At 28.9% G+C, this 24412-nt stretch carries 17 protein-coding genes and 4 pseudogenes; 13 read left to right on the forward strand and 8 right to left on the reverse strand.

Annotated features, from left to right (window positions below; all coding sequences use genetic code 11):
* Positions 1-22 precede the first annotated feature (22 nt).
* The 3 genes from CNEONATNEC86_RS10045 (at position 23) to CNEONATNEC86_RS10055 (ending at position 5313) form a co-directional block, all read left to right on the forward strand.
* Positions 23-1213 (forward strand): sigma-70 family RNA polymerase sigma factor, encoded by a 1191-nt coding sequence (locus CNEONATNEC86_RS10045; protein WP_159135923.1) that lies wholly within the window; start codon positions 23-25, stop codon positions 1211-1213.
* Between the two features lie 193 nt (positions 1214-1406).
* The gene (locus CNEONATNEC86_RS10050) at positions 1407-1934 is read left to right on the forward strand and encodes a hypothetical protein (RefSeq protein ID WP_159135924.1); all 528 of its coding nucleotides are present in this window, start codon (positions 1407-1409) and stop codon (positions 1932-1934) included.
* 214 nt (positions 1935-2148) lie between these two features.
* Positions 2149-5313 (forward strand): DEAD/DEAH box helicase, encoded by a 3165-nt coding sequence (locus tag CNEONATNEC86_RS10055; RefSeq protein WP_159135925.1) that lies wholly within the window; start codon positions 2149-2151, stop codon positions 5311-5313.
* A 293-nt stretch (positions 5314-5606) separates the two neighbouring features.
* Here the strand turns inward: CNEONATNEC86_RS10055 and CNEONATNEC86_RS10060 are convergent, their stop codons facing one another.
* Positions 5607-6293, reverse strand: coding sequence for a DUF6198 family protein (locus CNEONATNEC86_RS10060; RefSeq protein WP_159135926.1), 687 nt, complete (start codon positions 6291-6293; stop codon positions 5607-5609).
* 388 nt (positions 6294-6681) lie between these two features.
* On the opposite strand from CNEONATNEC86_RS10060, the gene CNEONATNEC86_RS10065 reads away from it, so the two are divergent.
* Positions 6682-7560 carry a LysR family transcriptional regulator gene (locus CNEONATNEC86_RS10065; RefSeq protein ID WP_159135927.1) on the forward strand — a complete coding sequence of 293 codons (879 nt, stop codon included), beginning with the start codon at positions 6682-6684 and terminating at the stop codon, positions 7558-7560.
* Between the two features lie 201 nt (positions 7561-7761).
* Here CNEONATNEC86_RS10065 and CNEONATNEC86_RS10070 read toward each other — a convergent pair whose 3' ends face one another.
* On the reverse strand, positions 7762-8169 hold the full coding sequence (locus CNEONATNEC86_RS10070; protein ID WP_159135928.1) for a (deoxy)nucleoside triphosphate pyrophosphohydrolase: 408 nt from the start codon (positions 8167-8169) through the stop codon (positions 7762-7764).
* Between the two features lie 595 nt (positions 8170-8764).
* On the opposite strand from CNEONATNEC86_RS10070, the gene CNEONATNEC86_RS10075 reads away from it, so the two are divergent.
* The 3 genes from CNEONATNEC86_RS10075 (at position 8765) to CNEONATNEC86_RS10090 (ending at position 11361) form a co-directional block, all read left to right on the forward strand.
* On the forward strand, positions 8765-9418 hold the full coding sequence (locus CNEONATNEC86_RS10075) for an AAA family ATPase (protein ID WP_058295415.1): 654 nt from the start codon (positions 8765-8767) through the stop codon (positions 9416-9418).
* On the forward strand, positions 9408-9584 hold the full coding sequence (locus CNEONATNEC86_RS10080; RefSeq protein WP_159135929.1) for a hypothetical protein: 177 nt from the start codon (positions 9408-9410) through the stop codon (positions 9582-9584). The genes CNEONATNEC86_RS10075 and CNEONATNEC86_RS10080 overlap by 11 nt, the downstream gene beginning before the upstream one ends.
* A 745-nt stretch (positions 9585-10329) precedes the next feature.
* Positions 10330-11361 carry a type 1 glutamine amidotransferase family protein gene (locus CNEONATNEC86_RS10090; protein ID WP_159135931.1) on the forward strand — a complete coding sequence of 344 codons (1032 nt, stop codon included), beginning with the start codon at positions 10330-10332 and terminating at the stop codon, positions 11359-11361.
* 674 nt (positions 11362-12035) lie between these two features.
* On the opposite strand, the gene CNEONATNEC86_RS10095 is transcribed toward CNEONATNEC86_RS10090, so the two are convergent.
* Complete coding sequence (locus tag CNEONATNEC86_RS10095; RefSeq protein WP_159135932.1) at positions 12036-12227, reverse strand: hypothetical protein; 192 nt, start codon at positions 12225-12227, stop codon at positions 12036-12038.
* A pseudogene (locus tag CNEONATNEC86_RS10100) lies at positions 12182-12388 on the reverse strand (IS110 family transposase); the annotation flags it as partial. The gene CNEONATNEC86_RS10095 and the pseudogene CNEONATNEC86_RS10100, both read right to left, overlap by 46 nt.
* Positions 12389-12502: 114 nt before the next feature.
* Between CNEONATNEC86_RS10100 and CNEONATNEC86_RS10105 the strand changes: the two are divergent.
* Positions 12503-14404, forward strand: a complete 1902-nt coding sequence (locus CNEONATNEC86_RS10105; RefSeq protein WP_276508224.1) for a DUF3320 domain-containing protein — start codon at positions 12503-12505, stop codon at positions 14402-14404.
* A gap of 237 nt (positions 14405-14641) precedes the next feature.
* Here the strand turns inward: CNEONATNEC86_RS10105 and CNEONATNEC86_RS10110 are convergent, their stop codons facing one another.
* Positions 14642-15202: a GNAT family N-acetyltransferase gene (locus tag CNEONATNEC86_RS10110; protein WP_159135550.1), complete on the reverse strand. Its 561-nt coding sequence runs from the start codon at positions 15200-15202 to the stop codon at positions 14642-14644.
* A gap of 77 nt (positions 15203-15279) precedes the next feature.
* A pseudogene (locus CNEONATNEC86_RS10115) lies at positions 15280-15789 on the reverse strand (IS1595 family transposase); the annotation flags it as partial.
* A gap of 433 nt (positions 15790-16222) precedes the next feature.
* Between CNEONATNEC86_RS10115 and ltrA the strand changes: the two are divergent.
* The gene (ltrA, locus tag CNEONATNEC86_RS10120) at positions 16223-17638 is read left to right on the forward strand and encodes a group II intron reverse transcriptase/maturase (RefSeq protein ID WP_200848514.1); all 1416 of its coding nucleotides are present in this window, start codon (positions 16223-16225) and stop codon (positions 17636-17638) included.
* 764 nt (positions 17639-18402) lie between these two features.
* On the opposite strand, the pseudogene CNEONATNEC86_RS10125 reads toward ltrA, so the two are convergent.
* Positions 18403-18687: pseudogene (locus tag CNEONATNEC86_RS10125) on the reverse strand (helix-turn-helix domain-containing protein); the annotation flags it as partial.
* A 548-nt stretch (positions 18688-19235) separates the two neighbouring features.
* Here CNEONATNEC86_RS10125 and CNEONATNEC86_RS10130 point away from each other — a divergent pair.
* Positions 19236-19799, forward strand: coding sequence for a hypothetical protein (locus CNEONATNEC86_RS10130; protein ID WP_159135934.1), 564 nt, complete (start codon positions 19236-19238; stop codon positions 19797-19799).
* A gap of 305 nt (positions 19800-20104) precedes the next feature.
* Here the strand turns inward: CNEONATNEC86_RS10130 and CNEONATNEC86_RS10135 are convergent.
* Positions 20105-21544: pseudogene (locus CNEONATNEC86_RS10135) on the reverse strand (IS6 family transposase).
* 353 nt (positions 21545-21897) lie between these two features.
* Between CNEONATNEC86_RS10135 and CNEONATNEC86_RS10140 the strand changes: the two are divergent.
* The 3 genes from CNEONATNEC86_RS10140 (at position 21898) to CNEONATNEC86_RS10150 (ending at position 24345) form a co-directional block, all read left to right on the forward strand.
* The gene (locus tag CNEONATNEC86_RS10140; protein WP_159116185.1) at positions 21898-22533 is read left to right on the forward strand and encodes a nucleotidyltransferase family protein; all 636 of its coding nucleotides are present in this window, start codon (positions 21898-21900) and stop codon (positions 22531-22533) included.
* Between the two features lie 288 nt (positions 22534-22821).
* Complete coding sequence (locus CNEONATNEC86_RS10145; RefSeq protein WP_159135935.1) at positions 22822-23619, forward strand: CPBP family intramembrane glutamic endopeptidase; 798 nt, start codon at positions 22822-22824, stop codon at positions 23617-23619.
* 282 nt (positions 23620-23901) lie between these two features.
* The gene (locus tag CNEONATNEC86_RS10150) at positions 23902-24345 is read left to right on the forward strand and encodes a MarR family winged helix-turn-helix transcriptional regulator (protein WP_159116186.1); all 444 of its coding nucleotides are present in this window, start codon (positions 23902-23904) and stop codon (positions 24343-24345) included.
* Positions 24346-24412 lie beyond the last annotated feature (67 nt).

Consider the following 24412-nt stretch of genomic DNA (forward strand, 5'->3'; position numbering starts at 1 on the left):
TAAGTAAGTGGAGGATTATTTTATGAGAGAGATTGAAGAAAAAATTGAGAAAATAGTAAATAAATATATTAGTAGAAATTTAATTAATATGCATGAAATTAAGAATGAAATTGAAATATTAATTGGGCATAATGTGGATATTAATTTAATAGAATCATATTTAAACGATAAGATAGATAATTCAAAGCAGTGTGATATTAAATTAAATAGAAATAGCTATAATGCTTTTGCTAACACCCAAAATGATAAGAGAGATATGTATATAAAAGATGATAATGAAAATAACTTATCAGTTTATGAAATGATTAACATGGATCCTGAGGATCTATTGAATTTAGATATTAATTTTAATAATCTATATACGGAAGAAGAATCAAATCAATATAAGAATAGATGTGAAGAATTTGAAAGTATTCATAAATATAAAGATAATAAAATCATTTTAGGGCAATATGAAAAAACAAAAGAAAATAAATTTTTAAATGAACTTGTACAGAATAACCAAAAACTTGTAAGAAAATATGCCAATATATATTCAAAATATATTGATGGAAAGGCTATAGATTATGATGATTTAATTCAAGTAGGAAATTTAGGATTAATAAAAGCGATAGAAAGGTTTAAATCAGAAAAAGGAACAGCATTTTCTACATATGCAACTTTATGGATAAAGCAATTTATTTTTAAAGAAATTATGGATAAGGGAAATACTGTTAGAATTCCAGTTCACTTATCAGAATTAATGCTAAAAATAAGGAAATTAGAAAATAAGTACTATAACATAGATAGTAATAATTATATAAGGTTGGTGTGTAAGGAAGCGAGGATATCTTTAGAAAAATATAATGAAATAAAAACAGTATATAGTTTATTTATAGAGAAAATGGTACATTTAGATGTACCGATAGGAGAAGATAGGGATACAGACTTAAAAAATTTAATCGTAGATATTGGAGTAGATGTATTTGATGAAGTGATTAAGATAGATTGCAGAGAAAAGATAGATAATATTTTAGGTACATTGAAACCTAGAGAAGAAGCAATTATAAGGCTAAGATTTGGAATAGACGATAATATAGATAGAACATTAGAACAAGTTGGAGAAATATTTCATCTTACAAGAGAGAGAATAAGACAAATTGAAGTGAAAGCATTAAGAAAGCTTAGACATCACTCAAGATCAAAATATTTGAAAGATTTTTTTTATACCTAAACATATGTTGTAAATGATAATTCTATAGAAATTATTAATGGGAAAGTTATTAGAATTAATGGTAAATTAGTACAGTTAAATGAAATAGAAAGATTTTTGGATAGGTGTTAATAGTTATTTCAACTAAAAATTTTCAAATGAACAGTAGTATATAACCAGTGAATAATAAATTTTAATAGGAGGCCATCATATTATGAAGGATCTGTATGGCAATGTATGTTATGAAGAAATAGAAGATCTGCTTAAAGAACAGGAAATTAAACTTAAATCAATAATTGGAAGAAAAATAACTGATATAATAGCATATAGTGATGAGGAATTTACAAGTTGGAGTCAGCCAATAATATTTATTATTGAAGATACTAGTTTATTAGTTGAGGTATATGACTTAGAAAAATTAGTATTAAAATGGGATTATAATCTTGAAAATGATTACTTTATTGATGAAGTTAAGTGGGGAAATAAAAAAGATTCTTTCAGAAAATTAATTAACTCTAAAATCATAAAAATAGACATTATAGAATTTCATAGAAAATTGGAAACTATATATACAAAAGATAATGAGAATAAAATTAATAAAATAAATTATTATAAGAATTTAATAGGAATAGGTATTCATACAGAAACAGGATATATTGAAATATATAATGGTATAGATGAAGCTAATATTACTTTTGAGTATTTAGAGCGAGAGGACCTTAAAAGAACTATGATTATTTAATAAGATTTAATTTTTAAATTAAAATAATTATAAATAAACTCATTAAAAGAATATTTTGAGTAGGGATAAACATGGCAAGTGAAAATAGAAATGGTCGTTTATATGTAAAAATAATGATTATTAAGAATAGTTCATAAATAGTATAAACATTTTCTATGATATAATTATAAATATGTTAGTCAATAATTATAATATCATAAAAGGTAGTGGTACTTTGAAGCAAGGAATTTATGAGCAAGTCATTAACAATGAAATAATAACTGAATTAGAGAATATAGATATAAATAGCATTTTAATAAGTAAAGAAAATATAGATACGGAAGAAGCTAAAGTTATTTTATCTCAATATATTGAAGTTGTAATAAGAAAATCATTAAATTATATTAGAGATAAAGAAAAAGATGATGATGATAAGCTTTTAAGGCAAATTGAAGTATGCAATAAGATAATCAATATTTTGGCTAAGGAATCTAATGAGGAAGATGTTAAAAAATACAAGATTGATGAAAGTGGAGAGCTTTTGACCTCTCTTTATTTAAAGATAAATAATAAAAGGGCAATTAGTAATGGTAAAGCAGTAAGACCTATAACTTCAATTTCTCAAAGTTCCTTATTTACTGGTTCTATTATGGAGCCCAATATGCTTAGTGAGTTAAATAGAGAGATACTTTCTTGTGATTCAATTGATTTACTTATATCTTTTGTTAAATGGAGCGGACTTAGATGCATTATTGATAGTTTAAAAGAAGCAACAAACAATGATAAAAAGTTAAGAATAATAACAACATCATATATGGGAGCAACTGATGCTAAAGCTATTTATGAATTAAGCAAACTAAAGAATACAGAAATTAAAATATCATATGATACAGAAAGAACAAGGCTTCATGCTAAAGCTTATATGTTTAAAAGGGAGACAGGCTTTACTACTGCTTATATAGGGTCATCAAATCTTTCAAATGCTGCATTAACTTCTGGACTTGAATGGAACATAAAAGTGAGTGAAAAAGATTCCTTTGATATAATTAAGAAATTTGAAGCCACTTTTGAAAGCTATTGGAATGATAATGAATTTATAAACTACATAGGAACTGATAGTGACAAAGAAACATTGGCTAGATCTCTTAGAAAAGAAAAATATAATGATGAACCACAGTTTAATTTTACTTTTGATATAAAACCTTATTCATATCAAAAAGAAATATTAGAGAAGCTAAAGGTTGAAAGAAAGATATTTAACAAACATAAAAATTTAATAATTGCAGCTACTGGTGTTGGAAAGACTGTAATTTCAGCTTTTGATTATAAAGATTTTTGTAAGGAAAATAAGACAAGTGTAAATAAATTATTATTTGTTGCTCATAGAGAAGAAATATTAAAGCAAAGCCGTGATACTTTTAGAGCTATACTTAAGGATAACAATTTTGGAGATTTAATGGTTGGAAATAATGTTCCTGAATCTTTAGATCATTTATTTGTTTCCGTGCAAAGCTTAAATAGTAAAAAGTTGTATGAATCAACTTCAAGTGATTATTATGATTTTATTATTGTAGATGAATTTCACCATGCAGCAGCACCATCTTATCAGAAATTATTAGAGTATTATGATCCTAAAGTTTTACTAGGCTTAACAGCAACTCCAGAGAGAGCAGACGGTGCTGATATTTTCAAATATTTTGATGACCGTATTAGTGCTGAAATAAGATTAAATGAAGCAATTAATAGAAAGCTTCTAAGTCCATTTCAATATTTTGTCGTTACTGATACCATAGATTTATCTAAGCTTAAATGGGGAAGACGTGGCTATGATATTTCAGAATTAAGTAATCTTTATACAGGAAATGATCTTAGAGTAAATCAAATAATTCAAAGTATTAATAATTATGTTACAGATTTAAATGAAATAATTGGTCTTGGATTTTGTGTAAGTGTTGAACATGCCAAGTTCATGGCAAAAAGCTTTAGTGAAAATAATATTCCATCAATAGCACTCCATGGTAATAGCAATGAAAGTGAAAGAAATGATGCTAAAAGAAAATTAGTAAATGGTGAAATTAAATTTATTTTTGTTGTGGATTTATATAATGAAGGTGTAGATATACCTGAAATTAATACAGTTTTATTCTTGAGACCAACTGAAAGCTTAACAGTATTCCTGCAGCAATTAGGAAGAGGATTGAGATTAAGTGAAGGTAAAGAATGCTTAACAGTTTTGGACTTTGTAGGTCAGGCTCATAAGAGTTATAATTTTGAAGAAAAATTCAGAGCACTTGTAGGCAAAACTAATCATAGTGTTAAAGAATATATAGAAAATGGATTTTTAACCTTACCAAAAGGCTGTTATATTCAGTTAGAAAAACAAGCAAAAGAATATATTTTAAGAAACATAAAATCTTGTGCAAATAATAAACAAAATCTAATTGTTAAATTGAAGAATTTTAATTTAGAAACTGACATTGAACTTAATTTAGAAAACTTTTTAAATTATTATCATTTATCTTTAGTCGATTTTTATGGAAAATCAGGTGATAGAAGCTTTCGCAGAATGCTTGTATTATCAGGATTAAAAGAAGATTTTAATGAAGAGCAAGAAAAGGAAATAACTAAAAAGCTTAAAAATTTATTTAGTATTAATTCAAGAAGATTTATTGAGTTTACATTGAATCTTCTTAAAGATAATAATATTTATAATAATGACTTTGATGAAGAAGAAATGCTTATGGTAAATATGATTTATTATACATTTTATAATGATACCCCACAAAAGCAAGGATTTAGCTCCATAAGAGAAGGAATCGAAAGTCTATTAAAAAATGAAAATATGGCTCAGGAAATCATAAGCATATTACGTTTTAATTACAATAACATTGATTTCATAGATGAAAAAGTTGAACTTGGATTTCCTTGTCCTTTAGATTTGCATTGCGAATATTCAAGAGATGTGATTATGGCAGCACTAGGATATTTTAATGAAAATAAAAAGCCAGCATTTAGAGAAGGTGTCAAATATTTTGCAGATAAATCTTTGGATATATTCTTTATTACGTTAAATAAAAGCGATAAAGATTTCTCACCATCAACCCTTTACGAAGATTATGCAATTAATGAAAGTTTATTTCATTGGCAAAGTCAAAGTACAACATCTGTAGAAAGTACTACAGGAAATAGGTATATAAATCATAAAGCTTTAAATAGTAAAATTGCTTTATTTGTTAGAGAAAGTAAAGAAAAAGATGGAATCACATCTCCATTTACTTATTTAGGTTTATGTGAATATGTTAGTCATAGTGGAAATAAACCAATAAGCTTTGTTTGGAAGCTTGAAAAAGAATTACCAGCTAAGATGATTAATAAAGCTAATAAAACAATTGTAATTTAAGCGAGAGCCCAAATGTTTATGATATAAGATATTATCAAGTAAGGGATAGCTTTTTATAGGAAGGACTGTATTTCCTATAGCATATGCATTAATAATGAGTTTTATTATAGTGTGTACTTTGAATATGAAAAAAAGAGTCTATGAAGATTTTTATGTAATTTACCAAAAAACCTTGTTACTATATTCGCTATGAACCTTTTTTACTTTGTAAGTATTTATTCCACATTTATATTATGATATTGGATTTTTTATATTTCCTGAATATATAACATAATTTAGTATCTAAGATTAACTTAGACACTTAAATTATGTTTTTTTGAACCATGTGAATTATTTAAGGATGTTAATCTGTAGAGTTTTACATGCTTATCAAAAAAGCCTTGAACAATTGAAACAGTTTTTCCGGTAGTAAATGCACATATAACTGTACCAATGCCAACACCAACTGCTTTATGAAGTATAAATAATGAAATTATAACAGTTGTAGTTAAGCAGCATAAATCAAAGGTTGTCTTAACATATTTGTATGGTTTATTTAAAATAGCTGATAAATCTCTTGGAAATGTATCAGTTGGTATAATTGGAAGCATACTATTATTAGATAAGCATATTCCAAATGCTAATATGAAAAAGCTTAAAATAAAGTAAATAATATGATAAGTTAAAGAATCAGGTAAAAAGCAAACCCATAATTCATGAACATCTATCATTTTCCCAAAAGCAATACCCATTAAAAAAGAAAAACTATAACTTAAATTAATTTTTCTACTTAAAATCATTAGGGATATTACTAAAATTGTTTGAAAAGTATAATTCCATGTTCCAAAGCTTAATATTGTAAAAGCTTGACTAAATACATAAGGAACTGAAGAGATAGAAGATATACCAAAATTACTTTTGGTCATTAAGGCAATACCAAGGCTGTTAATAATTACTGCTGTAAATAGTGCTAGCTCTCCTGGAATTCTGATTTTTTTCATAAATAAAGCCTTCTTTCATTAAGATAAAAATAACTGTAATTAAGGCACATGAAAATAAATAATACATGTATACTGCTCTATTATTTTTTGATTGTGTCTAATACTAATTAATTATATGAGATATTTTTCATAAATTCTAATGATTTATTTTATAGAAATTCATTCATTTTATTTATGAATTAATATATAATAATAAGGCATTATCAAAAAAAATAACAAGTCAATCTATCTGCCTATTTTCCATCATACTGCGTCACCAGATTACCCTAATAGACCCAGCTATGAGGATAATCTACTTCCTTGTCTGATGAAAAATATGCTCGGCATATTTGGACTTGTTATTTTCTTTCATATGCCTAAATAATATTTTAGAAGGGACTTGGAAATATTGAATTTATATCATTTGCGATATTTTGTTACTTTAGCACAATTAGAGCATTATGGGAAAACAGCTGAAAAATTGAAAATAACTCAGCCAGGCTTAAGTCATGCCATAGCCTCCTTAGAAGAAGAATTAGGAGTAAAATTATTTGAAAAAGAAGGACGAAATGTTGTATTAAATAAATATGGAAAAATGTTTTATAATGATGCTAGTAAAATCATCAGTATGTTAGATATAAGTGTGAATTCCTTTCAAAACATAAGTGAAGGTGGAGGAAACATAAGTTTATCTATAATAAAGCCGCTTGCAATAAAGGATATTCCAAAAGTAGCTCATGATTTTTTAGACATAAATAAAGACAAAGAAATTGATTTTAAATTTTATACAGGAGTGACTAAAGATATTGTAGAAGGCTTAAAAAGTGGAAGTTATGATATTGGTTTCTGCTCAAAAATGGAAAATGAAACAGAGGTTGAGTTTGTACCAATTAAAAAGCAAGAAATGTGTGCAGTAGTGCCATATGGTCATCCATTGGCTAAATACAAAGAACTAAACTTAAAAGATACAATACCATATAAACAAATCATATTTTCTAAAAGTAGTGGATTAAGACCTGTAATAGATGGATTGTTTGAAAAAATAGGAGAATACCCTAAAGTTTCATATGAAGTTGAAGAAGACAGCCTAATTGTAGGACTTATAGCTCAAAACTTTGGAATAGCAATCCTCCCTAAAATGTATTCAATTCAATACATAAATGTAAAAGCAATTCCAATAATTAAACCAGATTGGGAAAGCTATTTCTACATATCTAGGATGAAAAACAGATACCACTCACCAGCAGCAGATTCTTTCTTTAAGTACGTCTGTGAGAAAGGATTGTAATAATATAAATCATGATTATAATTAAGTAAATATTAAAGAAGAGAGTGAGAGATAATCAGCCAGTTGTTTCAGGCTACCTTACTATTTCAGAAGGCCGTAAGCACTAAGTTAAGCGTACGCTAAAAGCTGTAGGATGTTACGTTATATATTTAAAATGTAAATATAATGAATTACGAATTATTAAATGCAGCAGCCCAATGTCTATATGGCAGACTCTGTTTTGCTTATTAACTTCATTACAGCAGGAATATCTGCAGGAGCCCATTTTAAAGAATCTAAATTTTCTTTTTTTAGCCATATAAGCTTTGAATGCTCATTTGCTGTAGGAGTACCAGACATTAGTTTACACTTTATAGTAATTAAGTTAACTATAAAATTATCATATTCATGAATATTATCATTAAAAATGCTTAGAGCTTCAATATTACAATTTAACTCTTCTTTGATTTCTCTTTCTATAGCTTCTTTTAATGTCTCATTATTTTCAACCTTTCCACCAGGAAATTCCCACATGTTTGGCGTAGACATAATTGGAGAGCGTAGAGCACAAAGTATTTCATTATTTTTATTTTCAATAATAGCCCCAACGACTTTTATAATTTTTTTCATTTCTATATCAAATCCTTTTTAAATAACTTTATACTAAAATTTTCATTTTAGACAAGTTTATCATAAGTAAAATGTGTAATGCAAATTTATTAAAAAGTGAGATTTGATAAAAAATGAATATTTATTGAAAAATAAGAATTTAATAAAATATGAATATTTATGAAAAACCAAAGATTTCTTTGAAAATCATAAAAACATAAATAACTGCATTTTTGGAGCATTTGTGTTATTTCCTTATGATTATGAAGATATAATAGAGTTTGATAATGTAAATGTATCGTTAATTTAATATGATTATGTTGATTTATTATAATTATGGACATTATTATAATAACAGCAGAATTTTTAAGTTTATTTAATAAAATAATTGAATCTAAAAGATAATATTATTATAGAGGAATGTACTTAAAAAAGTTGTTAATATATCTTTTTTTATAGAAAATAATGGTATACAATATAATAAAGGGAAATAAAGCTTTTAAATGATATAAAAATAAGCAAAAGCTCTAAAATATCCGTAATTTTTTTACGGATATTTATCACTTGTTATTGATTTCAAGTTTTAAAAATGTATAATTTATGATAGAGTGATGTAATGCTCAAAAAGTTTGAAGTCAAAGGTTTTAAGAATTTTAACCAAAATATAGAACTAAATTTTTCGGATGTTAGAGATTATAAATTCAATGAATGGTGTATTCAAGATGATTTACTTAATAAAATAATTATATATGGGAAAAATGCTTCAGGAAAATCAAATATCGGGTTAGCTTTATTTGATATAACAACACATTTAACTGACAAAAATATAACACCAGGAGTGTATGATTATTATTTAAATGCTGATGAAGAAACAGAATATGCTGAATTTCATTATATATTTAAATTGGAAAGTGGAGAGGTTGACTACTTATATAGAAAAAAAGATATAAAAAATTTGTTATATGAGAGAATCTCAATAGATGGAGAGGTTTTGATATCATATAATTATGAAACGATGAGCGGGGATCTTGAAGGAATAAAAAAGCTAATGCCTTCATTAAATTACGAATTCCAAGATAATAGCGTTTCAATATTGAGATATATAGTCAATAATACACCATCTGACAGAGTGATGCCACTTAAGCAATTGATGCGTTTTGTAAACAATATGTTATGGTTTAGAAGTCTTGATGAAAATAGATATATTGGTTATAAAACAGAAAGCTCTAATTATACAAAATTTATGCAAATCATTATTTTTGATTCATAAGCAGGTTATAGAATATGAAGATGAATTAAGTTATTTAGATGCAGTTGATTTTAATATTATATTACAAGAACAGTTACATAATCTTAAAGAACAGGGATTTGTATATGTGGTTTGTACATGTATATTTTTTATAGCAGATTATGATAAAAAGCTTTTAAATTCATAATTATTAAGCTTTGAGTTTTCAAGGCTTTTAGGTGATCTTCTGGGTGACAGTCGTCTCCACCATTAAAATCCACGAAAACACATTGACAATTTTGTCGATGTGTTTTCGTGGATTTTATAATGCTTTCAAAACTGTGGAAAACTTGTTTATAATAGTGATATGAGTATATGCAGACAATACGAAAGTGACAAAATCATAAATAAAATATTAATAAATCACTTCGATGAATTTAGAAAATTGAAGTGGCATAGAGTTAGAAAAGAAATGCGTGAGCATATAATAGATATCGTAGAACGAGCTTTAGATTGTGGAAATATAGAGAAGGGATATTTTAAACATAAATGTCTAGAATGTAATGAAGAATACATTCTGGTATGAAAATAAAAAGCCTAAAGAAAAAATAACAGTAACTATAGATGTATAAATTATAGGCAAAAAGGAACAATATTAATATTCTAAGGAGCTGATTAAATGTCTAATAAGATTAAGTATGTATTGGTAAGGGGGTTACTATCAATAAACCCAAAACCTGGTATCTGTTAGGTTTCGGCGCAAAGCCTGCTGTATATTTATAAAGAATGTATTCGACAATCATATCTACGACAATTTTGTTAAGAGTTTCATGTGATTAATATAATCACATGATGGACATTCCAATTTAATAATAGAAATCCAAGTAATAATTGAGCCATGTTTGAATGAAAGATATATTTTAGATATGGTAGGAAAAAGGGAGGAAACATTCATGAAAGAAAAAAACAGTACACAGCAATCGCTTGGAAAGAAAAAAGCACTAATTGTTATATCTTCAAATAAGATTTTGCCGCTTGTTGAACCTAGTGGTCATCCAGGTATCTCAACAGGGTTCTTCCTCGTCGAAATGGCAAAGATATTGCAAAGTTTTGGTGATGAGTACGAATTCGTTTTTGCGACTCCCGACGGTCAGCTTCCGCAGTTAGATATCAATGGGATGGCACTATTCTTTCACGCTGGCGCAGGCCTGGGTGCAGCTATGGGATTATCAGGCGTAGCACAGGCTACTCTGTTTAACGTTGACAAGTTTCGTAAAAGACGTCCGAAGCTGATTGCTCGCCGCCAAGCTGAACTGGAGACCGCTTATAAGCTCCTTGGAAACATCCCTGTTTCAGATCCACTTCCTAATACTGACAAGGAAGCCAAGCATATACGAGACAGTATCGTAAAGAAGTTCAAAGCATTGCCGAAGTACAATTACTATTCGGTGAGAGAATTAGTCGAGAAGAACCGCGACCCTCAAGATCCGTTCAAACTCCGCGATTTTACATTTGTCCACATGCCCGGTGGGCATGCACCGATGGTTGATTTTGTTGATAGTCCCTATATGGGCGAACTGCTAAATACACTGCACGAAGAAGGAGTGCTGATTTCACTTATCTGCCATGCACCTGTTGCTATGGTCTCGGCGAAGTACCGTGTTTCCGCTGATGGTAAAATTTCGACCACCAGTGATCATAATTTCAAAGGGGCACGACTGACCACCGTATCCAAGGGTGGAGAAATAATGGCATTGACGCTTGCATACCCGAAAGTTCCCAGGAAGAAGACTCGGGTGGCATATTACGTAGACGAGGCACTAAAAGAAGCCGGCTATCAGGTTGAGAGCACTGTCAATCCGAGTGCGGTACAGGTGGTCTTTGATGAGAAGGCAAATCTGCTGACCGGTAACGGTCCGCAGTCAATTGACGCCCAGGCTGCCAAACTGAGGGAAATCCTTGATAGTAAACAACAGGTGAAATAATTTAAAAGGCTGAGAATAGCTATGAATAAAAATATTATAGGGGTATTCCATCTTAAGCGCATTGAGCTGGAATACTCATATACATACTCGTCGGCTATTGATTTGTTAATCAATAAGTAGTCAAGTATTTAGCATGAAAGATTTATGGAATCACTATGAAAAACTCTGACTTACGGACAGTTAATAACCATATAATTGGAAATGTCTATTTTATAAAAAATATTCTGAAAAACATAAAAGACCACCTTTTTATTAAAAAATCCAGAAATTAAACTATAAAAGTATAAATTAAGAGAAGAGAAGGTAACTTAGCATGGCTAAAAAAAGAATTGTTTAATTTGCAAAAATAATGATTTATTTAACAAATGCAATATATTAGAGAGTCATCAAGAATATAAAAATATACTTAAAATGGTAGATAACAAAGAGGATGATATGTTCACAGGTTCTGCTGAATACAGGATGAAGCCTATGCTTTTAAAGAAAATTTTTTACATTCAGTAAGTATAAAATCAACTTCTTCATCAATATCTATAAATGGTTTGTCGTTGTTTATATTTGTTTTCTCCTTTTGTTTAAATATAATGTACTTATTCTAAATTATACCAAATACATGACATGATTAAAATAATTTATGGATTAAAAGGGTATTAAAAGTACAATATAAAATAGATTTATTTTATACCAAGGAAATTATCAATAAATTCACCAAATTCTATAAGTGGATCAAAGATAACTTTAGTTCCAACGGCTTCTACTACATCTATACAATTTGATACAAAATCTTGTTCTTTAGAACCAATTAATATTAGTGACTGTCTAGAAATTTTTTTATTACAAGCAATCCACGTTTGGATATTTTGCATTGATCACCTTGAAATTTACCAGACTGATTAACTGAGCTGTCTATACCAAAGAAAGCTACAAGGTGTTTTGGTTTAATAAAACCATTAATATCACCTATTTCAGCTATTAAAGTAATAGCTGTAAGACATCCTATACCTGGAATAGAATCTATTAATTCAATTCTGAGATGGGTATTTTAAAGAAAGCAATCAAGAACAATGGTAGAATGATGTCTCTTAGAAGATTATTTGACCAGATACCGATGCTTCTTAGAAAGTTATGCCCATGTATGCTAATGAGTCCCATTTCCGTAGCACAGTATATTGATCCTTCTTTTCCTAAATTCGATTTGGTTATTTTTGATGAGGCATCACAGTTGCCAACAAGCGAAGCAGTAGGAACAATTGCACGTGGTGATAATGTGGTTATTGTAGGGGATCCAAAGCAGTTGCCACCAACTAACTTCTTCTCATCAAATCGTGTTGATGAAGAAAATAGCGAGAAGGAGGATTTGGAAAGCTTGCTTGATGATTGTCTTGCAATCTCAATGCCGCAAGAATCATTAAAATGGCATTACCGTTCCCGTCATGAGAGCTTAATTGCTTATAGCAACATGAAGTATTATGACAATAAATTATATACCTTCCCATCACCAAGAGACCTAGTTGCAGAGGTGAAAATGGTTCACTTGGATGGATTTTATGATAAGGGAAAGACAAAGCATAATAAGGCAGAAGCAAAAGCAATTGTAGATGAAATTATACGTAGATTAGAGGATGAAGAATTACGAAACGACAGCATCGGTGTTGTAACCTTCAGTTCAGTCCAGCAGAACTTGATTTATGATATGCTATTTGAGGAATTCAAGAAATATCCTGAACTTGAGGAGATTGACCGCAATTCAAAAGAGCCAATCTTTATCAAGAACCTTGAAAATGTGCAAGGTGATGAAAGGGATGTTATTCTTTTCTCAATTGGTTATGGCACTGATGCAGATGGTAAAGTATCAATGAACTTTGGACCACTTAATAGAGATGGTGGCTGGAGGCGATTAAATGTAGCTATTACAAGAGCAAGAAAGTCAATGATTGTATATTCTGTTTTGAAGCCGGACCAAATTAACTTGGCAAGAACCAGATCAGAAGGTGTTGCAGGTTTAAAGGGCTTCTTAGAGTTTTCTGAGCGTGGGAAGAATGTTTTTGTACAGCGTGCCGGCAGTACTATAAAGCAGGAAGATTATCTTGTAAAGGAAATTGCAGCAGCTATTGCAGAAATGGGATACGATGTAAAATGTAATATTGGCAGCTCTGAGTTTAAAATGGATATTGGTGTCGTAAATCCTCAAAATACAGATACTTATTTACTAGGTATTTTACTTGATGGTGAAAACAGTAAAGAGGCTTCAACAGCACGTGATAGATTCGTATTGCAGCCTGGAGTATTAAATAGTCTGGGATGGTCAGTTATGAGAGTATGGACACTGGATTGGCTGGATGATGCTGAAAGAGTTAAGCATGAAATTAAATCAATGATTGATTCCATAGAGGTTAAGTCTGAAACTGTAAAGCCAATTGTAAAACCAGCATATGCAAAGATTAAATTTGAGAAAATGGAAGAAATAGAATTTATGAAATCTTCCAGTGAGTCATATACCTCTACTGTAATTACAATGCAGGGAACATCAGATGATTATTATATTCCAGAATCATTTGGTAAGATTGGTATGGTGGCAAGTACAATTATTGGAAAGGAAGCTCCAATAAGTAGAAAATTGTTGCTGCGTAAAGTATTAAATGCATGGGGAATATCTCGTGGAGGTGCACGTGTTGATGGTATATTCTCATCAGCAATAGCTAAGATTGAGAAGAATATTACAAGTGATGAAGATAGAGTGTTTTTTTGGAAGAAAGATCAGGATCCAGAACATTATACCATTTATCGTGTAGAAGATGCAGAAGGCAATAAACGAAGTATGGATGACATTCCGTCTAAAGAAATTTTAAATGCTATTGTGGAAGTTCTTAAGGAACAAGTCAGTCTTTCTGAAATGGATTTGGTCCGCGAGACAGCAAAGAAGTTTGGTTTCTCTAGGCTAGGGAATATAATCGAAACTTCGGTAAAGTATGCAATAGGTACAGGAATTAATAAAGGAACTATGGCAAGACTTGATAATGAAAACATTGTTTTAAGTGAATAATCAAAAAAATGAGGATGTCTTATTAGTGGATTAAATTCTGCTAACGATACCTCATTTTTTAGGGCTTATTGTGTAAATATGGCAGACTGCTTTGAAGCTGATACGTAAGAAATAATGAATAGCGAAATAGATGAATAATACTTTTATTTAAGGCTCTATTAGATATAATTGTTGATTTATAGTAATAATAATAGGTAGTTAAATTTAAACTACCTATTGCTTGTCTATTTAATAACTTTAAATATATAAATCCATTAATATTTCATCATAATAATCACCATTAATATTAAAGAAATTTTTATGAACGCCTACTTCTACAAATCCATGCCTTTTATACAGTTTAATGGCATTATGATTATCTTCTTTAACACCAAGGCTAATATTCTTTATAGATTTATTATCTTTTGCAAATTTTATTAACTGCTCTATAGCAAAACTACCAACTCTGTTTCCCCAATATTCTTTTATTACTGAAATTGCGAGTTCACTATTATGACCTATTCTTTGTCTGTTCTGACTACTTATTTGAGAAACACTCACAATTCTATTATCAATTACACCTAACAACATAAGAGAGTTTTTATCTTTATTAATATTTTCGATATATGCTCTCTCTTGTTCAATTGTAAGTTTAAACTCACCTTCTCCAAAAAGTAAATTATTACTTTCTCCACCAACAGTATTCAAATATTCAATAATATCGTTAGCATCGTCTACTGCTGCCTTTCTCAAGATTAATTGTGCTCCATTCTTCAATTCAACTTTATCAATAATATTGTCAATATGTTTTATGCTCATAAACTCAACCCCTTTGAAAATTATTATAACTATAACACCAGCATAAATATATAATATTATATACAAATTTAGGCATATTAACAACTTTTTGTTGCGTAAACAAGAGTTCTGTTTTTATACGCTTGGATTCGAGTATCTACAAATGGTATTACACTATGTATAAGCATGTTTTTTGTTCTTATTATTTCTTTATCATCATTAAAACTTTCAAGCCATTTATACCAAGCCATATAATTTGATAAAAACTTACTTGATACACCTTTAAATCTATACATCCAAATCTTTAGTTTGCTATGCAAAGAGTTGATGTGATTTATATGATATATACCATTCTTATAATGTCCTCTCATTATTCTTTTATGGTCTAATGAAAGGTTCGTAGCAAATTGAATATACGACTTATGGCTATCTGTACAGATGATTGAATTATCGTCTATACGACCTTTGTATAGACTTTCAAGGTCGTAATGACTTATTCTCCCTGTACATATTGGTTCTAATATAATATTACCATTTCTATCTATAGCAGTTGCTATGCAAACTTGCTCATTACTAATACCACGCTTTTTAATTTGCTTACCTTTTTTCAGCTTTTTTGTGTGTGCCCAGCATGGGCACGTACTAATCGGTGAAAGTCCGTAGCAGAGGCTGATAGTGTCAACTGCATAGCCAACGGCAAGGGTGTCCATCGTGAGGTGGAATCTGAAGGAAGCCTAAGGCAAAGCCTTGGTCTGAGGTACACGAATCACATTTGAGGCTCAAAGCTATGGGTAAGCTTGCACGACAAAGTAAAGCCCTATAACTATCCGAAATAGCTAGAGTAAATGTGGCAGATAGATGAGGTGAAAGTGCGTGTTCTTACCTGGGGAGGTCTGATAGGTACGTACCAAATGAATTAAATTTCTAGGTTACAACCTATACAGTGATGTATAACTGAACTATCAGAAGTCAGCAGAGGTCATAGTAACTCCGCTAATCGCGATAGCGGATGAAGGACTGAACGTTAGGAGGTTTACAACTTTGGAGAAATCAAAGAAATTACAGAGACAGCAGAAAACTCAATATAGAGGCCAAGTGATGGAAGTAGAAGTGGAACTTCAAGGTAAATCAAAGGCGCCGAGTAATTCTATGGTTTTACCAAATAGGGAAAGCGTAAACAATGGAGCATTTGATACTAGTAGATTACTTGAAGAAGTCCTTGAAAGAAATAATATGCTTTTAGCACTTAAAAGAGTAATTAGTAATAAAGGTAGTCATGGTGCTGACGGAATGAAAATCGATGAACTTCGAGAGCATATCAAGAAACACTGGCATACAATTAAAGCTAAACTATTAGAAGGGAAATATAATCCATCACCTGTAAAAAGAGTAGAAATACCGAAACCAGATGGTGGAGTTAGATTATTAGGAATACCAACTGTACAAGATAGATTAATTCAACAGGCAATTGCTCAAATATTATCTAGGGTTTATGAACCATCATTTTCTGAAAATAGCTTTGGTTTTCGTCCTCATAGAGGAGCAAAGAATGCCATAAAGAAATCAAAAGAATATATTAATCAAGGAAATAGATGGGTTGTAGATATGGATTTAGAGAAGTTCTTTGATAAAGTTAATCATGATATTCTTATGAGCAAACTTGAAAAGAAAATACAGGACAGAAGATTATTAGCATTAATAAGGAAATATCTTAAAAGTGGTGTCCTTATTAATGGTGTTTCTATAACAAGTGAAGAAGGAACTCCGCAAGGCGGTCCGTTAAGTCCATTACTAGCAAATATAATGCTAGATGAATTGGACAAAGAACTTGAAAAAAGAGGACACAAATTTTGCAGATATGCAGATGACAATAATGTATATGTTAAAAGTAAAAGAGCAGGAAATAGAGTTATGAAATCTATGATTAATCTTATCGAAAATAAACTAAAACTTAAAGTTAATAAGGATAAAAGTGCAGTAGACTCTGTATCTAAAAGAAAGTTCCTAGGATTTTCATTCTATTTTTCGAAAAGTGGAGCCGAGATAAGAATCCACGAGAAATCCATAAAGAGATTTAAAGAAAAGATTAAATTTTATACTAATAGAAACAAAGGAATCAGTATGGAATATAGACTGATAAAATTAAATCAAATTATGCGGGAATGGATAAATTACTATGAAATAGCCAACGCCAGCGGAAAGCTAGTTGAACTAGACAAATGGATTAGAAGAAGACTAAGAGCTTGCATTTGGAAACAATGGAAGAAAATTAGCACCAGACATAGGAATTTAGTTAAGCTAGGAATCAACAAATACAAGGCTTGGGAATATGCAAATACAAGAAAAGGCTATTGGAGAATTTCCAAAAGCCCAATCTTAAGCAAGTCTTTAAATAACAAATACCTAGAATCACTAGGATTTGTTAGTCTAACACAAATATATCAAATGATACATTAAATTCTAATGAACCGCCGTATACCGAACGGTACGTACTGGTGGTGTGAGAGGTCGGTAGACAAAATAATTGTCTACCTCCTACTCGATTGTGATAAAATGTACATAAACATATAATATAATAAAAATGCAAAACATTGATTAAGCTTAATGTGTGAGCAGAATATGTTTCTAGTTTAATGAAGCAGCCATATAAATTGAAATCTAATTAGATTTTGATAATAAAATATAAATTCTTAGAAAATTTCAAAATCATCAAAAAATGAAAAATTCAATTCCAAAAAATGTCCATATTATTCTAAGGATATAAATTAACATTTTAATCAAAGTGTATTACAATAAAAGACAGTAATTATATATTTTATAGAGACATTTCAAATTAAAGAAATAAGTGATGTAAGTATATATGAATTTAACAAAAATGGCACTCTTTCATATGTTGTAGCGCAATTTAAGTATCAGCCAGGTGGAAACATTAAAGAAAAATTGTATTTTGCTGAATTGTTTCTATTAAGGAAGAAAGATAATAAGTGGTATTTAACTACATATGATAGAACAAATGATTATGAAAAAATACGCGTTTTATCAATTATCTTACTGATGATATTAAATCAAAATGCCATAGCATTACTACACAAGAAATTTTTAATATAATTTCATCTAATATTACAGCTAATTGGGTTAATGAACTGAAAAATAAATATTTTTAGTTAGATTATATGATGACTATCATTGTAAAGGCAACATCAAATTATAAATTATTCAAATTATTTATCTGAAAGCTTCATTTGTTCACATTCAAAAGCTATAAATTCATTAACATTACATTTTCTAGACATAAGTAATAATCTATATTTTTCAATGAGTTTATATTCATTATCTGATAGAGATAGTGATATAGATTTTAGGCTGTCCCATCCCATAAGGCAATCAGGAGAAGTTTGTAATACATTTGCAAGTAGTTCTACTTTTTCAAAGGGAATATTAGAGAGCACACCACTTTCATAAGGCTGAAGAGTAGGTTTGCTTATTGAGATTTCTTTTGCCACTTTCTCAAGAGTGAGCTATAATTCAAGGCGTCTTTTTTTAATATTTTCTTTAAAACCCAAGAATCATCAATCCTTTCTTTAAGAAACTAGAAAATATTATTTTTATTATAACATTATTATATATGAAGTTGATGATAATTTATTAAATCATAAGAAATTTAATATTAAAAAATTCAATGTAGAATGTGAAAAGTGGATGGAATTTAAAGTATTTGCAGATTCGAATAAAAGCAATAAAAATTGAAAAAGATAATGAAGTTAATATTTAATGTATTGATTGAAGCACAAATCTCCATAAATAAAATTAGAAATGGAATGAGCATTAGCCACTAGCAATTTTTTAGCATAATAAAAAAGAATTATAAGTGAGTAAAGTGTTTCTAAGCAATACAGTTTTACAAAAAGATTAAGTCCTAGATGTTCAGGGATTTTTTTATCATTAAATTAAAACTAAGATATATAAAAGTGTATAATAATATTACCTATATAATAGTAAATATGGAATATTATATTGATAAAACCAAAAAACTTTAAAAATGAGGTGCGGATAATTGAATGATTTTAGCATGAGTTTTCATCTAAATAAAAATCATGATGATTTTATAATTGATCTATATAAGTATCTTCTAGAAACAAAAAAATGTGTATATATAAAACTAATATTTTATAAGGACGAATTTACCCAAGTTGACAATGATAAAATTAGAAAAATACTATGTGATTATAACTGTGAAAATTTAAAAGAATCTAAATTTTATTTAGAGTATATTCATGATGAGATTGATGAAGAAGCATTTTTATTGCTTGAGGAGATAGGTGATAGGATTAAAGAATCCCTTTGTGAATGTAATGTTAGTACAAAATCATTTATTGATAGTATATTAGTTGAAGGAAAAATAATTGATACATCACTTGAAAATTTAAAAGAACTTCAAAATATGAATTGTAATCAGATAATGTTTTTTACATCTGAAAACAATTATGATTCTTTGACACTTGGTGTATATGATGAGGAAAGTTTATTTATTGTAAGTAAAATTCATATAAGTATTAGAGAGAAAATTAAAGAATTGTACAAGAGTAGATATGGAATGAATTTAAATATTGGGGAATGATATACTAATATTAACAAAAAAATGAAATACACAACAAGGGTGTTGAACATATTTTATATGTGTTTGGCATCCTTGTTTTTTTGTATTCACATTTTTATTTTTGTACATTTACCAAATTTTACATACTGGTAAAAGATTATTAATATTTTGATAGTGTAAAGTACGCTATGAAAAAATGATATTTGAAAATTAAATAACTAAATAATCAATATAAATAAAAATTAGTGAAACGCCAATGAAATTTGAGTACAAGAAATAGGCCTCCGGCGACGCTGGCAGAAAGTAAATATTGGTATTTTAGAGGTTCAGGAACACTTTTTTTCTTGCATATTCAAAATAGTTTGTTGTCCTAAGCTAATTAGTATTTGCCATTTAGCTGGCATGTTATCAGCATCTTTTAGTTGAGGAAGTTCATTTAATGGACGCCAGTAATTATAAGGGTGTGGGCACAAGAAGTTATAGTAAGCAACCCAAAGAGAAAATCCATAAATAGCGCCATCATCACTTCCGTACCCGCAGGTTACGTGGTAAGAAGATTTATAAGTTCTATTTAAGCGTTCTACAACTTGTTTAACCCAACGATATTCTTCAGAGACTGGATCATCATTAGTAAGACCAATAACTTGAGTTAAATCAAAGTTTTTATTTTCATCTAACTCAAATTGCTGTTTAGCTAAAGGATAAGCTGAATAACCATCAGCAATGAATTTTAATATGTTGTCAGGAAAAGTTTTAAATTTATCAAAGGCCATTCTCATAGTTAAGATGCAAGGGCCAACAGCTCGTGTATTTGATACTTGATAACCTAAGATAGATTTTTTACAAGCATCCATAACAATCCAAACATAATGCTTGATTCCTTTTACTTTTATATAGGTTTCATCAGCAGCAAGAATATTAGATGGCTTGTAATTAAATGTATCTACAAATGGCTTGATAACTGAAGCTGCTGTTAATGCATAATTAGCAACCATAGTATGTGATATTTTTATACCATGTACTTCCGATAATGCGTGAGCGGTTTGCCTTGTTGAAAGTTTTAAATTAACATGATAAGTCAAACACAATCCCATTATATGAGGATTAAACTTCTTAAAACTGAAGTTAACAGCAGACTTAGGCAAAGTATGTAAATCCATCTTAAAGAAATTAAGAGTAAATTCTCTATAAATATAGTGAAGCTTATATTTATGCTTGTCACTTTCATCAAAATCTTTTGGGATCTTTTTAAGATTTCTTAAGTAATATGTGCATTTAGGATTTTTACATTTATGTATTCTAAAGTGCTTACGCTCCTTTTGAACAATGAGTGTATGTCCACAATAAGGACATTTAAATACTAAAGGTTTAGTTGCATTATTGTTTTCTTTAAAAGTAAGACCACAAATCTTGCATTGAAACTGGCCTTTATTACCATTGTTATCGTATATATAATCATGCGGTGAACCGCACTTTGGACATATAATTGATTCCGGAATTGACTTACCGTTACGTCTTTGGACAGGTTTCAAAATTTTATTGTATTTATATTTGTAATATTCTAAAAGCAATATATAATCTACTTTTTCAAATTTTGAGATTATAGGGAGTCTATCGACTTTGAACTTTTAATATTCAGGACTATTTAAATCATCAAATATCATTTGTTTAAGTGGTATATATTTCGAAATGAATAGAAGTAATTCACAACTAATTTTAATTAAATGTTGATTATACATTAGTAAATAAGTTATAATTGAATCCACAATAACGACAACCTTTCTAAGTTAGTTTTGTTTGTTGAGAGATTCAATTTTAACATAGAAATAAGGGGGTCGTTGTTTTTTTATAGAAAAAACGGTCGGAACCCTTGATATATAAAGAAAAAACAAGAAAAGAAGTGTAAAGTATGCTATGAAAAAATGATATATATGTTCTAAATAAGAATTTACATTAAAGTATTTTATTAATATCAAGTACTTGAATAATACTGATTAAAATACTAGTAAAAGTTTTAATATAGAAACTTTATTAAAATTTATATAATTGAAAACTGAGTAATTAAATAATCAATATAAGTTAAAATTAGTAAAGAGGTACTAAATCAGGAGAAAGTTTTATGAAGAGCGGAGCGGTAGTGGTTGCAGCAGGAATGTCATCACGTATGAATGATTTTAAACCAATGATGAAAATTGGCTCAATTACTATAATAAACAGAGTCATAATAACACTTAAGCAGGCAGGAGTAGATATTGTAGTTGTAATTACAGGATTTCAATCTAAAATGCTAGAAAAACATTTATCAAAAGAAAATATAATTTGTTTATACAATGAAAATTATGAAACTACTGAAATGCTTGATTCTGCAAAAATAGGATTACGGTATTTAATGAATAAATGTGACAAGATTTTATTCACTCCTGCAGATATTCCACTCTTTTCTGTACATACAGTAAAAAAACTTTTAAAATCTGAAGCGCTACTAGCAAAACCAGTTTGCGAAAATAGAGGAGGACATCCTCTTTTAATAGATGCAAAACTAATTCCTTCAATATTATCATACAAAGGATGCGGAGGATTAAAAAAAGCACTTCTTTATACAAAAGCTAAATTAGAGAGTATTGAAGTGAATGACAGGGGAACTCTCCTTGATGCAGATACACAGGATAATTTTAAGGAATTATTAAAGTATCACAACACACAAGTGCTACATCCAAAGATAAAAATATCTCTTGAAAAGGAAAAGAAATTTTAAGACGTTATATATTATTTATAAAAGAATCAGAATTATCAATTCAAAAGGCATTTGATAAAAGATTAAGGAATGATATAAATATAAAATTACAATCTTTTTATATTAATAAAACCATATTAAGGATTATACTTCCTAATATGGTTTTTACTTGTACATGGAGAAATATATTAATCTAAAAAATAAGTAGGTGCACTTAAGTAGTTTTAATTAATATCGAGACTTATATAGAAGCTAGCTATAATCTGATTATGATTTTATAAGCAATAATTTGAAATTAGGGGGAATACTATGAAAGAGAAAAATAAAAAATTAGATGTAATGTGGAAATATGTACTCTGTTCATATCTTTTTTTCTGGATAATGGTTCTTGGAATTTGTGGAACAGCTTCAATGATATTTCATGCATCAGGATTAACAATGCGATGGCTTGCTAATTTATGTGCATGGTCACCAACATTTGTATTATTATTTATGTTTAAAAAATTGAAGCCGGGCATGAAATTAAAAGAATTTTATAAAAATGCATTTAGTGATAAGATAAAGATAAATTTACTTATTTTAAGTGCATGTTCAGTTATTGGTGGAACTTTATCAACCGTATTTATTTTATCAATTATTAAGGAGACAAGTTTTACTTCCTTTTTTAGTCTTGGTGTATATTCTTTGCCATTATCTTTTTTACTATCAATTTTATCTGGACCAACTGGAGAAGAATCTGGTTGGAGAGGCTATCTTCGATTGGAACTTGAAAAACGTTTTGGATTTGTTAAGGGCACGTTTATTTTAGGACCAATTTGGGCTTTCTGGCATACAGTTCTTTGGTTTGTAGATTCAGATTTTTCAGGAATGAGTTTAATTGTATATATTATTTCAAATGTAGTAGTAATGACTGCATTAGTTATAATTATGAATGTTATATTAAAGAAAAGTAATAACTTATTTAATGCAGTATGGATACACTTTTGTTTTAATTTTCTATATAGTTTTATAGTGGCAGATATCTGGTTTTATGCCATTCTTTCAATCGTATATGCCATAATTGGAGGATGCTATTTGATAGTTTATTTAAAGAATGAAAAAGCCTAGATTGTCTATCTTATTGCATTTTATATGATCTTGATATTCTTTATTATAGTTAAGAGAAAGAATGAATGCTGAAAGTTAAAGAAATTAACTAAATAATTGTTTTCTTATATTCATAAAAGGATCTGTGCACTAAATAATTAGAATTTGTAAAAGAACTATGCCAATGTTATATAATTCTATTATAAATAAAATGTTGTTATCATTGACAAATATTAAAAAGATATATATAATAAAGTAAATTACGTAGTATTTCTACCTATTTTAACTTGAGAGGAAATGACAATGCTTAAGAGTGATGAAAAAAATTTTGATTCTTTTTTTTGTAGTATATATCATATATTGTATTATATGAATGATAAGAAGCTTAAGGATATGGGGGTTACTAATCAGCAGGGACGGCTTTTAGAAATTATTTATGATAATATTCTAGCTGGACATAATATAACTAGACACTTTCTAGAGGAAGTAATGGACTTGCGTGGGCCGACAATTACTAGTCTTCTTAATGGCTTGGAGAAGAAAGAATATATAATTAGAACAGTAAGTAATGAAGATCATAGAGCTATGAAACTCATAATTACTCCTAAGGGAGAAAAAGTATTGGATGATATCAGAAAAATATTTAATAGCATGCAGGAGAAGCTTTTAAAAGGAATGACAGATGAAGAAATTCAAACATTAAAAAAACTTTTATTTAAAGTCTATGATAACCTTTTAGAACAATAACAATTTTAGAAGGCAGTATTAATGGTAAAACTATAGTAGGCAAAAAAGCCTACTTTTTAATTAAATT

This window comes from Clostridium neonatale (genome assembly GCF_900465025.1).
In the GTDB taxonomy this organism is placed as follows: Bacteria; Bacillota; Clostridia; order Clostridiales; family Clostridiaceae; genus Clostridium; species Clostridium neonatale.